13 protein-coding genes are annotated in these 13381 nt (G+C 68.5%); 9 read left to right on the forward strand and 4 right to left on the reverse strand.

Annotated elements, in window-relative coordinates:
* The first annotated feature begins 7 nt into the window (after positions 1–7).
* Both ACAM49_RS02575 and ACAM49_RS02580 read left to right on the forward strand, forming a co-directional pair.
* Positions 8–1789, forward strand: coding sequence for an LCP family protein (locus ACAM49_RS02575; RefSeq protein ID WP_369633821.1), 1782 nt, complete (start codon positions 8–10; stop codon positions 1787–1789).
* A gap of 17 nt (positions 1790–1806) precedes the next feature.
* Positions 1807–2583 carry an isocitrate lyase/phosphoenolpyruvate mutase family protein gene (locus ACAM49_RS02580; protein WP_369633822.1) on the forward strand — a complete coding sequence of 259 codons (777 nt, stop codon included), beginning with the start codon at positions 1807–1809 and terminating at the stop codon, positions 2581–2583.
* Here ACAM49_RS02580 and ACAM49_RS02585 read toward each other — a convergent pair whose 3' ends face one another.
* Positions 2584–3489: an RNA polymerase sigma-70 factor gene (locus ACAM49_RS02585; protein WP_369633823.1), complete on the reverse strand. Its 906-nt coding sequence runs from the start codon at positions 3487–3489 to the stop codon at positions 2584–2586.
* Positions 3490–3571: 82 nt separating this feature from the next.
* Between ACAM49_RS02585 and ACAM49_RS02590 the strand changes: the two genes are divergently transcribed.
* Positions 3572–4063, forward strand: coding sequence for a nitroreductase/quinone reductase family protein (locus ACAM49_RS02590; RefSeq protein WP_369633824.1), 492 nt, complete (start codon positions 3572–3574; stop codon positions 4061–4063).
* Position 4064: 1 nt separating this feature from the next.
* Here ACAM49_RS02590 and ACAM49_RS02595 read toward each other — a convergent pair whose 3' ends face one another.
* Complete coding sequence (locus ACAM49_RS02595; protein WP_369633825.1) at positions 4065–4799, reverse strand: SDR family oxidoreductase; 735 nt, start codon at positions 4797–4799, stop codon at positions 4065–4067.
* A gap of 170 nt (positions 4800–4969) precedes the next feature.
* Here ACAM49_RS02595 and ACAM49_RS02600 point away from each other — a divergent pair, with 170 nt between their 5' ends.
* The 6 genes from ACAM49_RS02600 (at position 4970) to ACAM49_RS02625 (ending at position 11970) form a co-directional block, all read left to right on the forward strand.
* Positions 4970–5617: a TetR/AcrR family transcriptional regulator gene (locus ACAM49_RS02600; RefSeq protein ID WP_369633826.1), complete on the forward strand. Its 648-nt coding sequence runs from the start codon at positions 4970–4972 to the stop codon at positions 5615–5617.
* A complete protein-coding gene (locus ACAM49_RS02605; RefSeq protein ID WP_369633827.1) occupies positions 5617–6555 on the forward strand; it encodes an SDR family NAD(P)-dependent oxidoreductase in 939 nt (312 codons plus the stop codon). Before ACAM49_RS02600 ends, ACAM49_RS02605 begins: the two co-directional genes overlap by 1 nt.
* Positions 6545–8173: an AMP-binding protein gene (locus tag ACAM49_RS02610; protein ID WP_369633828.1), complete on the forward strand. Its 1629-nt coding sequence runs from the start codon at positions 6545–6547 to the stop codon at positions 8171–8173. Before ACAM49_RS02605 ends, ACAM49_RS02610 begins: the two co-directional genes overlap by 11 nt.
* 118 nt (positions 8174–8291) lie before the next feature.
* Entirely contained in the window at positions 8292–9857 is a 1566-nt protein-coding gene (locus tag ACAM49_RS02615; RefSeq protein ID WP_369633829.1) for an FAD-dependent monooxygenase, read from the forward strand.
* A 122-nt stretch (positions 9858–9979) separates the two neighbouring features.
* Positions 9980–10858 (forward strand): alpha/beta fold hydrolase, encoded by an 879-nt coding sequence (locus tag ACAM49_RS02620; protein ID WP_369633830.1) that lies wholly within the window; start codon positions 9980–9982, stop codon positions 10856–10858.
* 2 nt (positions 10859–10860) lie between these two features.
* The gene (locus tag ACAM49_RS02625; RefSeq protein ID WP_369633831.1) at positions 10861–11970 is read left to right on the forward strand and encodes a GlxA family transcriptional regulator; all 1110 of its coding nucleotides are present in this window, start codon (positions 10861–10863) and stop codon (positions 11968–11970) included.
* Here the strand turns inward: ACAM49_RS02625 and ACAM49_RS02630 are convergent.
* Positions 11946–12665 (reverse strand): helix-turn-helix domain-containing protein, encoded by a 720-nt coding sequence (locus ACAM49_RS02630; RefSeq protein ID WP_369633832.1) that lies wholly within the window; start codon positions 12663–12665, stop codon positions 11946–11948. The two genes, ACAM49_RS02625 and ACAM49_RS02630, sit on opposite strands and share 25 nt — an antisense overlap.
* Positions 12666–12994: 329 nt before the next feature.
* On the reverse strand, positions 12995–13366 hold the full coding sequence (locus ACAM49_RS02635) for a DUF6188 family protein (protein WP_369633833.1): 372 nt from the start codon (positions 13364–13366) through the stop codon (positions 12995–12997).
* Positions 13367–13381 lie beyond the last annotated feature (15 nt).

Raw genomic sequence — 13381 nt, forward strand, 5'->3', positions numbered from 1 at the left:
CACGACTGTGCAAGCTCATTCACAACCGGGCGAGAATCTGACAGCGAGCGCCGCTTACGGCACACTCGACAGCGCCATGTACGACGACGCCACCCAACCGCTGCCGGTCGTCGGCCCCGAAGCGGGCCGCAGCCGCCGGACACCGGAGACGCCCACCCCGACTCCCCGACGGTCGCGACGTGCCGAGCCACCGGCGAACCGTCGGCGCGCGGACCGGCGGCGTTCCGAGGGCAAGGCCGAGGGCAAGCCAGGGCGTAGCGGCAGACCCGAACGCACACCGGCGCAGCGCGAGCGGGACAAGCGGCTGCGGATGGCCGGCCGCGGTGTCATGGCGCTGGTGGCGGCGGGCGTGATGGGCATCACCGGCATCGTCTGGTACGGCGAGACCAGCCTGGACAAGGGCTTCACCCGCACCGGCGCGATCGCGCCCGAGGACGTGAACCTCGACGGCGACATCAATATGCTGCTGATCGGTCTGGACACCCGAAAAGACCTGGACGGCAACGATCTCCCCAAGGCGATCCTCGACCAGCTGCACGCCGGCGACGGCTCCGAGGGCGGCTACAACGCCAATTCGCTCATCCTGGTGCACATTCCGAAGGATCTGAAACACATCGTCGCGTTCTCGATTCCGCGTGACGACTATGTTCCCGTACAAGGCATTCCGGGCTACGACCACGCCAAGATCAAGGAGTCCTACGGCCTGAAGAAGTACACGGTCGAGGAGAAGCTCAAGGCCAAGGGCATGGCCGAGGGTCCGGAGCTGGAGCGGCAGGGCCGGGAGGCGGGGCGCGCCAGCATCGTTCAGACTGTGAAAGCGCTCACAGGCGTGCCCATCAACCGGTTCGCGGAGATCTCCCTGGCCGGTTTCTACGATCTGGCGACCGCGCTCGGCGGCGTCGACGTGTGCCTCAATCACGCCGTGGACGACAGTTACTACTCCGGCGCGCAGTTCCCCGCCGGACCCCAGCATCTCGACGGCTCCGACGCGCTGGCCTTCGTGCGGCAGCGGCACGGCCTCGAGAACGGCGACCTCGACCGCACCCACCGGCAGCAGGCGTTCCTCACCTCGGTCGCCAATTCCATGAAGAGCTCGGGCACGCTGGCCAATCCGGGACGGCTCAAGTCGCTGATGGATGTGGCGCACAAGGATGTGGTGCTCTCGGACGGCTGGAGCCTCACCGATTTCGCCACCACGCTCGGGCGCGCGGAATCGCCGACGGTGGAGTTCCGGACGCTGCCGGTGCTGCGCTACGACAATATCGACGGCCAGGACGTGAACATCATCGATCCGGTGGCCATCAAGAAGACGGTGCGCGAGGCGTTCGGGGTGTCGACCCCGGCCGCGCCCGCCGCCCCGGCCACCACCCCTACCTCGACGCTGGACGTGGCGAACGCCAGCGGCACGCCGGGGCAGGCGGCGAAGGTGTCGAAGTTGTTGACCACCAAGGGTTTCCCGGCCGGTGACGTGAGCAACGCGACCTACGCCGACGGCACCACCTCGACGATCTACTACGGCACCGGCGCGGACACCGACGCCAAGCAGCTGTCGGAGATGTTCGGCGGTCTGCCGGTGAGCCCGTCGACCTCGGTGTCGGCCGGGCACGTGAAGCTGGTCGTGGGACCCGATCTCGAGATTCCGGCGTCGCTGGATCCGACGGCGACCACCACCAGCCCGACCACCACCGCGGGCACCACCTCGACCGGCGGCACGACCACCTCGGACGCGCCGGATGCCGGTAAGCCCGTCACCACTACGATCGGCTCGAAGATTCCCTGCGTGAACTGACTTCCGGGAGCGGTGTGATGACGAAGGCCGAGCTGTTCCGCAGTCTGCACCACGGCGGCAAGCCGCTGGTGCTGCCCAATGCCTGGGATTTCGGGTCGGCGGCCATGCTGGCCGAGGCCGGGTTTCCGGCGATCGGCACCACCAGCCTCGGGGTGGCCGCCACCGCCGGGCTGCCGGACGGCACCGCCGCCACCCGCGACGAAACCCTCGCGCTGGCACGGCGACTCGGGCGGCTCTCGATTCCGGTGACGGTGGATGTCGAGGGCGGATTCAGCACCGATCCTGCTGAGGTGGCTGAGTTCTGCGCCGAGCTGGTCGCGATGGGCATCGCGGGAATCAACCTGGAGGACAGCCGATCCAATGCCGAGCTGGCCGATCCGCAGGCGCACGGTGCGTTGATCGCGGCCGTGAAGGCGCGGGTGCCAGAGCTTTTCATCAACGCGCGCACCGATACCTACTGGCTGGACATCGATGCGGAGTCCACCCTCGATCGCGTGCTGCACTACGAGAAGTGCGGTGCGGACGGCATTTTCGTGCCGGGCATCACCGATCCGGAGGGGATTCGCGCGCTCACCTCGGCCTTGACCGCGCCGCTGAACCTGCTGTTCTCCCCCACCGGACCGACCGTCGCCGAGCTCGCCGAACTCGGGGTGCGGCGGATCAGCACCGGATCACTGCTCTACCGCGCCGCCCTCGGGGCCGCCGTGCACACCGCCGAATCGGTCACCCACGGTCATCAGCTGGTCGGCGAGATCCCCAGCTACGCAACGATTCAGCGGCTGCTGGAGCCGTAGTCACCGGTTCAGCACGCGCGTCTGTTCGGCGGTGTGTAGTTTGTCGGGATTGCGGACCGCGTACAGCCCGGTGATGCGGTCGCCGCTGATCTCGATCATCTGCACGGTGTCGAGCCGTCCGTCGACGTCGCGCACCAGCAGCGCGGGCAGCGCGTTGTAGGTGCCGAGCTCGACGGTCATGTCCCCCAGCGCCTTTCGTACCAGGCCGATCAGGTAGGCGGCGACCTTCTCCGCGCCGACCACCGGGCGGCGGGCCGCGGTGACCTTGCCGCCGCCGTCGGAGATCTGCACGACGTCGGGGGCGAGCACGTCCATCAGGGTCTGCAGATCGCCGGTTTGCGCGGCCCGCAGGAACTTTCCGATCACCGCGCGGCTGGTGTCGGAATCGGGTTCGAAGCGCTTCTTGCGGGACCGCACGTGCTCACGCGCGCGGTGCGCGATCTGGCGCACGGTCGCATCGGATTTGCCGATCATGCCCGCGATCTCGACCAGGCTGTGGCCGAACACCTCCGAGAGCACGAACACCGCGCGCTCGGTCGGGCCGAGGGTCTCGAGCACCAGCAGCATGGCCATCGACACCGATTCCGCCAGCAGCACATCGGAACTGGCGTCGGTCTCGGTGCGGATCGGCTCGGGCAGCCAGCTGCCCACGTACTCCTCGCGGCGGCGGCGCACCGTGCGCAGATGGTTGAGCGCCTGCCGGGTGACGATCTGGGTGAGATAGGCGCGCACATGCGTCACCTGCGCCGGGTCGGTGTCGCGCCAGCGGAGATAGCTGTCCTGCAATACATCCTCGGCGTCGGCGGCGCTGCCGAGCATCTCGTAGGCGATGGTGAACAGCAGCGGCCGCAGCCGATCGAACGCGTCCACATCGCCCATCGGACCGGAATCGGTGCCCACGGTCATATTCGGAGCCTACCCATGAGCGATACAGCCACTCACTGGACGCGATGTAAAGTGAAACTCGTACCGACCGAAGGGGAAACCGATGTCCGGCACCAACTCCGGCCCACTGACCCTCGAGGGTCGTTTCAACCACTACTCCACCACCTACCTGGGTCCGGTCGCCCGTTTCTACGCCCGCCTGCACCGACGCCTCTACGAGCGCTTCGGCGGCACCCGCTTCGGCACCCTCTTCGGTGATCCGGTCCTCGAATTGATCGTGCCCGGCCGCAAATCCGGTGCGCCGCGCCCCGTCATGCTCATGCAGATCTGGTCCGGCGACGACCTGCTGATCTGCGGCTCCAATGGCGGCAACCCCGGCACCCCCAACTGGTGGAAGAACCTGGTCGCCGCCCCGGATCGGGCCTCGGTCCGCATCGGCCGCGAGACCTTCCCCGTCACCGTGCGGGTGGTCACCGACGAGGCCGAGTACGACTCCCATTGGCGCACACTCACGGCCGGGTACCCCCACTTCGACACCTACCGCGCCCTGAGCCCCCGCCGCTTCCCCATCGCCGTCCTGAGCCGCGCGAACTGACTCACCAGGCGATCGAGCCCAGGCGATCGGTGAAGGTTCCGGTCGGCCCGTCGGCGGGAATCGTCGCGAGTCGCACGATCGGCTCCGCACCCTCGGCGGCGGTCAGCTGGCCCATGTGGTTGTTCATATCGGTGGCGGCGAATTTGCGGTTGGCCACCTCGCCAGGGGTGATGGCGTTGAACTTGATGCCGGGCAGCGCCTGCGCGTAGCGGAGGGTCAGCATATTGAGGGCGGCCTTCGAGGACGTGTAGGCGAGCTCGTGCATCTGCGCGACAGCCTGGGTCGGATCGGTGACGACCGCGAAAGAGCCGGCGGCGCTGGACACCATCACGACGCGGGGATTCTCGGCCTCTTGCAGCAATGGCAGGAAGGCCTGGGTGACCCGGACCGGACCGTAGACATTGGTATCGAAGACGGGGTGGAGTTCCTCGACGGTGGCTTCGGCCGGGTTGACCACATGCCCGGGGGCGCCGGCATTGTTCACCAGGACATCGAGCCGGTCGGTGTGCTCGCGCACCAGCCGAACCGCTTGCGCCACAGAGTCGTCCGAGGTCACGTCCAAGGGAATCAGGATGGCCTCCACGCCCGCGGCGGCCAGCTTGTCGACGGCCGCCTGCCCGCGTTCGGCATCCCGCGAGCCGAGGAAGACCGTCCAGCCGAGCTCGCCCAGTTGCCGCGCGGCCTCGTAGCCGAGCCCCTTGTTCGCGCCGGTGATGAGGACCGAAGTCTGTTCCATGTTCGTCATGCCCACAAGACGCCGGATGCCGAAATCCCGTGACGCGATGTGAGCCAGTTCACGCGATGGCCAGGTCGCGGGTCGGAAATCAGTTCTTGAATCTCGTTCAAAAACCTGGCTATGCTGCCCGCGTGGCCAAAGTTGAACGAGATTCAAAAAGTGGTCCGCAGGTGAACCGGCGGGGGCGGCAGTCGCGGGCCGCGCTGGTGGACGCCGGGCGGGCCGCGTTCTCGGCCAAGCGGTACGAGGAGGTGTCGATCGCGGAGATCGCGGCGGCGGCGGGGGCGGCCGTCGGGTCGATCGGGTACCACTTCGGGGGCAAGCACGAGCTGTACCTGGCGGTGCACGAGGCGGTGCTGGAGGATTTCTGGGATCGATTGCAGGCGTTGCGGGGACCCGCGATGGAGCGGCTGACCCAGGGGTTCGACATCTATCTGGATTTCGTGCAGCAGCACGGGACCGCGCTGATCATGACGCCGCGCGCGGGGGCCGACGAGCGGCTGCTCGCCCAGCACGAGCGGCACCGGGACCGCCTGGTCACCGCGCTGCTGACCGAAATCGTCTCCACCGGTGAGGGTTCCACCGTTCATATCGCGATAGACGGCTGGCTGGCGTTCGTGGAGGGCGCCACCGCGCGCTGGCTCACCGAAGGCGATCCCGATCGCGAGCGTCTGCGGGCGCTGGTGTTGGCGGCCGGATTCGCCACCATCCAAACGACTTTGGCGCTCGACCCGTCGATCACCATGACTTCCCGCGTTATCGCGGCCCTGCTGGACCTGAGCAATGCCGCTCAGCCAACACGAAAAGAGAACACGTAGTGGACGGCTTGAACCGACCCAACAATGCCCTCGCGGCGGGACCGATCGGCCGGGCCGCGGCCTGGCTCATCGGCCCGCGCGGCATCTCCGATCCGAAGCGCCTGCGCCGCGAAGTCGAGGGCAAGATCGCCGTGGTGACCGGCGCTTCGCATGGCCTGGGCGCGGAGACCGCCCGCCTGCTGGGCGCGGCCGGTGCCACCGTCGTGCTCGGTGCGCGCTCGCTCGACCAGCTCGAGGAGGTCGCCGCCGAGATCAAGGCCGCGGGCGGGCAGGCGGTGGCGCTGCGCCTGGATCTGGGTGAGCCGGAATCGATTTCGGAGTTCGCCAGCGAGATCCTGACCCGCTTCGGCCATGTCGACTATCTGATCCACAACGCGGGCAAGTCATTACGCCGCTCCATCCACCTGTCCTACGACCGCCCCAAGGATCTGACCGCCACGTCCTCGGCCAACTATCTCGGCCCGATGCGGCTCACCCTGGAACTGCTGCCGAGCATGCGGGCGCGGCGCAGCGGTCACATCGTGAACGTCTCCACGGTCGGCGTGCTGTTCCCGACCGCGCCGAAATGGGGGTTCTACCTCTCGTCGAAGGCCGCCTTCGACGTGTGGATGCGGGCGGTGGGCATGGAGGCGCGGCCCGACGGGGTCACGCTCACCACCATCTACGCCGGTCTTATGCATACCCGGATGAGCGCGCCCAGCCGCTGGATGTCGGCGCTACCCGGGCAGACTCCGGCCGAGGCGGCGACCGGTGTCGCGCGGGCGCTGATTCGCAAGCCGCGCTTCATGATTCCCGCTTACGGGTATCTGACCGCGGTGCTGGTGCCGATCCTGCGGGTGCCCCTCGAAGTCGCGGCCACCGCCCTCTACAAGCGGCTCGGCGACACCGATGCGGCGCTGCGCGCGATCAACGGGAAGGGGTCGGGCAATGCGGCCTAACGCCGTCCTCGATTGGGGCACCGCCCTTTCCGCCATCGCGACCTCGGGCGCGCTGCGGCCGATCGGGCCGAGTGCCGCCGTGTCGATCGCGCGTGGCTACCGCGATTACGGCCCGTCGCTCGGATTGCTCATCGCCGCCTCCGCGGCCCGGTATCCGGATCGGATCGCGCTGATCGACGAATCCGGCGCGGTCACCTATCGCGAGCTCATGCGGCGCTCGGAAAACATTGCCGCATCGCTGTATTCGCTGGCGCCGGGAGCGCGCACCGTGGGCGTGCTGTGCCGGAATCACCGCGGTTTCGTCGCGGCCGTGATCGCGGGCAGCCGACTCGGGTGCGAGCTGGTGTTCCTCAATACCGAGCTACCCGCCGCCCAGCTGGCCCGGATCCTGGAGCGGCACGCGCCGGATGTCCTGGTCCATGACGACGAATATCTGGCGGCGGTCGCCGAGGCGGGCTATCCGGGCCTCCAGGTGCGCGGCTGGGTCGAGGCCGCGTCCTCGTCGGATATTCCGACTCTGGATCAGCTTGCGCGGCACCATCATCTGTCTCCGCCGCGCGCCGGTCAGCCCGCGAAGATCACCTTGCTGACCTCGGGCACCTCCGGCATGGCCAAGGGCGTGGCCCGCCAGATCGGCCTGCGGCCCGCACTCGAGGCCGCCGCGTCACTGGCCGCCGCGAGCCGCCTGAGCCATCGCGATATCGCCATCGTCGCACCGCCGTTCTTCCACGGCTTCGGCCTCGGCGCGCTGGCGGGCCAATTGGCCTTGGGCGCAACGGCCATCACGCGTCGCCGCTTCGATCCCGAACTGGCGCTGGCCGATATCGAACGCCACCGCGCGACGGTGTTCATCGGCGTCCCCATCATGATCCAGCGCCTGGCGGCCCTGCCCGCGGAGGTCCGCCGCCGCTACGACCTCGGATCATTGCGCCTGGCCTTGACCGGTGCGGCACCGATCGCCCCGAACACCATCGAGAATTTCCTTCGCGACTACGGCCCCCGGCTGATCAACGGCTACGGCTCCACCGAGGCGGGCGTGGTGTCCATCGCGACACCCGCCGACCTCGAGCACTCACCGAAGACCGTCGGCCGCCCTATTCTCGGTGTTTCCGTGCGCATTCTGCGCGCCGACCGCACCCCGGCCGCCGTCGGCGAGACCGGCACCATCTTCGTCCGCGGCGGCCTGGGCTTCAACGGCTACACCGCCGACCGCGGTGGTGCCGCGCCCAGCAAGGAGATTCGCGACGGCTACGTCAATGTCGGTGATATGGGCCATATCGACGCGGAGGGCCGTCTCTACATCGACGGCCGCGACGACGAGATGATCGTCTCCGGCGGCGAGAACATCTACCCTCGCGAGGTCGAGAACGCGCTGGCCGAGCACCCCTCGGTCACCGATGTGATCGTGGTCGGCGTCCCCGATCCCGATTACGGCCAGGTGCTGCGCGCCTACCTCGTCACCAGCGATGATCCGGGCGACGAGGCCCTGCGAGAGCACATCCGGACCCGCCTGGAACGCTACAAGGTCCCCAAGCAGTTCGTCCGATTGTCCGAGCTCCCGCGCAACCCCAGCGGAAAGGTGCTGCGCCACAAGCTCGGCGAACAGGCCGCGTCCTGACCGGACTCGAATCCCGCCCTCTTCAACGTATATCGCACCCCCGCCCTTGCGGCAAGACCCCGGTGATGCTGCAGAATCGCTGGCCGTAGCGAAAACCCACGGAAACGGAGTAGTGCGAGTGCGAAACAGTGATGCCGACGTCATCATCGTGGGTGCGGGCCCGACGGGTCTGATGCTGGCCGCGGAACTGCGGCTGGCCGGGGTGCGGCCGGTGGTCCTGGAGCGGTCGCCGCAATTGCGCACGGTCCCCAAGGCCAATGGGCTCAGCGGGCAGATCCTGCAATTGCTGGGTTATCGGGGGCTGGGAGAACGGCTGGCTGCCATCGGTTCCGACGCGGGCGCGCTCACCGCGCTGCCGTTCGGCGGCATGCATGTGGACTTCAGCCCGCTGGCCGATTCGCCGTTGAAGGCGATGCATGTGCCGCAGCCGAAACTCGAACAGCTGCTCGACGATTGGGTGGGTGAGCTCGGCGCGGAGGTGCGGCGCGGGCACGAGGTGCGCGGAATCGAGCAGCAGGACAGCGCGGTCACCGTCGAGGTCAGCGGCCCGGACGGCGAATACCGGCTCACCGCAGGCTATCTGGTGGCCTGCGACGGGGCGCGCAGTCGCGTCCGCACCATGGCCGGAATCGATTTCCCGGGTACCACCTACCCGGAGGTCAACCGGCTGGGTCAGGTCAGCGTGCCCGAGTCGGTGACCGTGCTGGAGAACGGCGCCATCGAGATCGCCGGGCACGGCGTCATCTCCCCGGGCTTCACCCGGACCGATCACGGTGTGTTCGCGATGGGGCCGGTCTCCCCCACCCGCACCCTGATGATCCAGGTCACCGAGGACACGAACGACGAGACCGACGACAACGAGCCCATGTCGCTGGCGGAGCTGCAGGACAGCATCCGCCGCGTCCTGGGCGTCGACCTGCCGCTGGTCGACCCGATTCGCCTGTCGCGCTATCAGTTCCAGGCCCGCCAGGCCGAACGGTACCGCGCCGGAAGGGTTCTGGTGGCCGGTGACGCCGCACACGGATTCCCCATGACCGGTGTCGGACTGACCGCGGGCATGACCGACGCGATCAACCTGGCCTGGAAGCTGGCCGCCGACCTACAGGGCTGGGCCCCGGCCGAGCTGCTGGACACCTACCACGACGAACGCCACTTCGCGGGCACCCGCATCATGATGCAGACCCAGGCCCAGGTCGCATTGCGCCGCTCCGACGATCCGGCGGCCCAGGCCCTGCGCGAGCTGTTCCAGGAGCTGCTCACCGACGAGCCCGCGCTGTACCGCCTGGCCGGGCTCATCGCGGGCACCGAACTGCGGTTGCCGCTGGCGAATCCCAACGGGCATCCGCTGACCGGCACCGTGGTTCCCGATCTGGCCTTGCGCACCGAACAAGGTGAGACCAGCGTCGGCGAACTGCTGCGCACCCCGCGTCCGGTCCTGCTCGTGCTGGCCGATCGCCCGGATCTGATCGAGATCGCCAAGGATTGGGCCGAGCGGGTGGAGATCCGCACCGTCACCACCGATGATCGTCCCGGCGACGCCCTGCTGATCCGCCCGGACGCCCATATCGCGTGGGCCGCAACGGTGGACGAGGACCTGGAGACGGCAGCACCCGCACTGCGGGACGCTCTTACCACCTGGTTCGGCGTTCCCGCTCCGGTTGCGGTCAGCACGGTCAGCGACTGACCGGATCTGCCACACCCCTGATCCGTCCGGCCCGAGCCCTCGGCTCGCTCCCGTTTCCGGCGTTCAATTCCGTCGTGCCGAGCTTCTCGGCACCGGAACGAAAACGCTTGGAGGACCGGGAAATGACCGAGTTCGTAACGCTCGAGCACGGGCGGATCGCGTGCGATGTGACCGGTGACGGTCCCCTCGTGGTGCTGTCACACGGGATGGGCGCCTGGCGGCAGGACTACCGCCACCTGGTCGCTCCGCTGGCCGCCGCCGGGTACCGCGTGGTGAACACCGATATGCGCGGCCACGGCGAATCCAGCCTGGACTGGCCGTCGGTGACCAGCAAGGCGGCCATCAGCCGCACCGACGTGGCCCTCGATCTGCTCGGAGTCATCCGGCATTTCGGGGGTCCGACGGTGATCGTCGGGCATTCGCTGTCGGGCGGTTCGGCCACCATCGCGGCGGCCGAGGCCCCGGAGCTGGTGTCGGCCATCGTGGAGATCGACCCGTTCACCATGACCATCCAGCCGGACCTCGGCGCGCTGTGGTCGGATCGCCGCCACCGCCGCGCGATGGTCGAACTGGTCGGCACCCAGCTGTTGAAGTCGCCGCGACTGTGGTTCCGGTACCTCGAGGGCGTGGCCTATCCGACCCGGCCCGCCGATCAGGACGACTATCTCGCCGCCCTGCGGAACCACCTCCGGGAGCCCGGCCGCTGGGCGGAATTCATGAAGACCGGTGTGACCAGTCCGGCCGATGCCGAGGCTCGCTTGGCTGAAGTCCGGTGTCCCGCACTGATAATCATGGGCGCGGAGGACCCTGACTTCCCCAGCCCGGAGGCGGAGGCCCAGCGCATCGTGGCCGCCCTGCCGCCCGGTCTGGGCCGGTACGCCCTGGTCGAAAAGGGCGGCCACTATCCCCACGCCCAGTTCGCCGAGCGGGTGGCCGCGCTCCTGATCCCGTTCCTGGACCGCCACAGCGTCCCGAAGGCGGCCGGATCGATCAGCAATTGACCGTGACAGCCATTCGCCTCGGCTGCGATGATGGCGAGGTGTCCGGCCCTCGCACCATTGTCTTCGTCGTCTTCCAAGGCATGCAGATCTCCGAGCTGGCGGGGCCGCTGGATGTGTTCGCGCTCCTCAACGGCATTGTCGAGACGCCGACGCACAAGTTGCCGGTGGAGCTGCGGGGCCGCGCGGTCACCGTCGACGGCCCGGCCCCGAACGGCGAATCCCCTGCCCTGCCCTACCGGCTGCTGACGGCCTCGCCGGGCGGTCTCCCGATCCAGACCGACGGCGGGCTGACCCTCTCGGTGGCGCATTCCCTGCGCGAGATCGCCGAGGGCGAGGACTTCGACACCCTCATCGTGGTCGGCGGCGATGTGTCCGGACCCGGTGCCGCGGCGGTCGTTCCGGAGCTGCCCGCCCTCGCCCGCAAGGCGCGGCGGGTGACCTCGGTCTGCGCGGGCGCGCTGCTGCTCGCCGCCGCGGGATTGCTGGACGGCTATCGCGCCACTACCCACTGGGGCTCGACAGACCTACTGGCGCAGAGCTTTCCGCGGGTGACCGTCGAACCGGATCGCATCTACGTCCGCGATCGCAATCGCTGGACCTCGGCGGGCATGTCCGCGGGCGTCGATCTGGCGCTCGCATTGGTCGAGGACGATCACGGGCGCGAGACGGCCGCCATGATCGCGCGGGTGTATGTGGTGTTCACCCGGCGGCCGGGCGGGCAGGCCCAGTTCAGCGCCCAGCTGCGCAGCCAGCCCGCGCGCACGCCCGCCATCCGCGCCGTGCAGCAGTGGCTGCCCGATCACCTCGACGAGGAGCTCACGGTGGCCGTGCTGGCGCGGCGGGCGGGCATGAGCGAACGCAATTTCGCCCGGGCGTTCCGCGCCGAAACCGGTAGCACGCCCGCGGCTTTCATCGAGGATCTGCGGCTGGAGTCGGCCCGCCGGCTACTGGAATCCACGGAGCTGACCGTCGGCGCGATCGCGCGCCAGGTCGGGTACCGGCACGGCGAGACCCTGCACCGGGTGTTCACCCGCCGCCTGGGCACCACGCCCGAACGCTACCGGCAGCACTTCTCCACCGGCTCAGCTCAATTGACGGGGACCAGGGAGTAGATCCACCAAGGGCGCTGCGGCAGTTCGAATTTGAAGACCTGGATGTGGTAGCTGATCAGCTCGCCGGTATCGGGTGAGAGCACGCGCGTAACTCGGCGCTGGATAGTGTCAGCCGCGACTTCGGTGTTCCAGAAGCGATCCCACTCCGGGGCCGCGCTGCATCGCGCGATGATGGCCTGGATCTTCTCCGGCGAGTGGATGGCCGACGCCAGGTACCGGAAGCCGTAGGCCATGAGATGCGCGTCGCTTTCCCAGTCGGCCATGACCTCGCGCGCCCGGGGATCCAGCATCATCCATTCGAGGATGACGCCACCGGGCTCGAGACCCGGAAACGCCTTCAGATAGGCGTCATTCGCGGCGACCAGGTCGACCGCGGGCATGGTCTGGTAGCACGCCGGGTACGGCAGGCTCCGCAGGAAGTCGAGTTCGTACGGCTCGGGCGGGGTGATCTCGGTCCCGAAGCTGGCCAGCTCGGGCTGCAGCAGGGTGGCGGCGTGCTCGCGCACCTGCACCGGCACCTCCAATGCGGTGAACAGCGCGCCGAGCGCGGTGGCGGTCGGCGGCCGAGTGCCCTGCTCGATCTTCTGGATCAACGCCTCGGAGACACCGGCTCGCTTGGACAGCTCCGCGCGGGTCAATCCGGCCGCCTCACGCCGCCCTCGCAAATAGTCCGCAATCTCCGAGAGCGCGGTCACCTATACCTCCAGCCGAAATGTGAATCCAAATACGTCCGCTAGCTAACCCGACGCAACGCCACTGGGACAAATTGGGACAGGGGTCCGCCTTGACCATCACCCCCTCGGATCGGGATGCTTTCCCCGCCGTGCGATGCGCCCGCACGGCGACACCGGGTGTCCGCGAGGGGACGGCACGAACGCGGACCACAGGGCTGTCGCCGAGGTGGTGCGCGCTGCGTGCCGCGAGGTATCCGTCGTCGCGGCGGTGGGCCGACCTCATCGGGGTCCACCGGCCGCGACGCCCATGACGACGAACAGCCAACGCACCGTTCGAGATTCAGCGCCGTTCAGGATTCGGCCGACCACACCGCCAGCTCACCGCCGGGCATGCAGACCACGAGATAGCGTCCGGGCGCGGTCACGTTCCACGCCTCGAAATACGGATCCGGCTCCACCACGAGGCGATGGCCGGAATCCAGATCGATGCGCAGCTCCCCGTCGTCCGCCGCCACCGCGGCGGTGATCACCCCGGTGAGCGCCGCCGCCAGATCATCGGTGTGCGGCTCTCCCGGAATCCGGTGCAGGCTTTCCCCGGTCGGACTGTGCACCGCCAGCTCGCCCTCGATATTGACCACATAGGGTCCGGCCGCGAGCGCGAGCTGATAGACGGTGGAACCGGTCGAAACGGCAAGGGTGGAACCGGCGATCGGTAGGTCCATGCGGATCTCCTATCC

The sequence above is a fragment of the Nocardia sp. JMUB6875 genome, assembly GCF_041154655.1.
In the GTDB taxonomy this organism is placed as follows: domain Bacteria; phylum Actinomycetota; class Actinomycetes; order Mycobacteriales; family Mycobacteriaceae; genus Nocardia.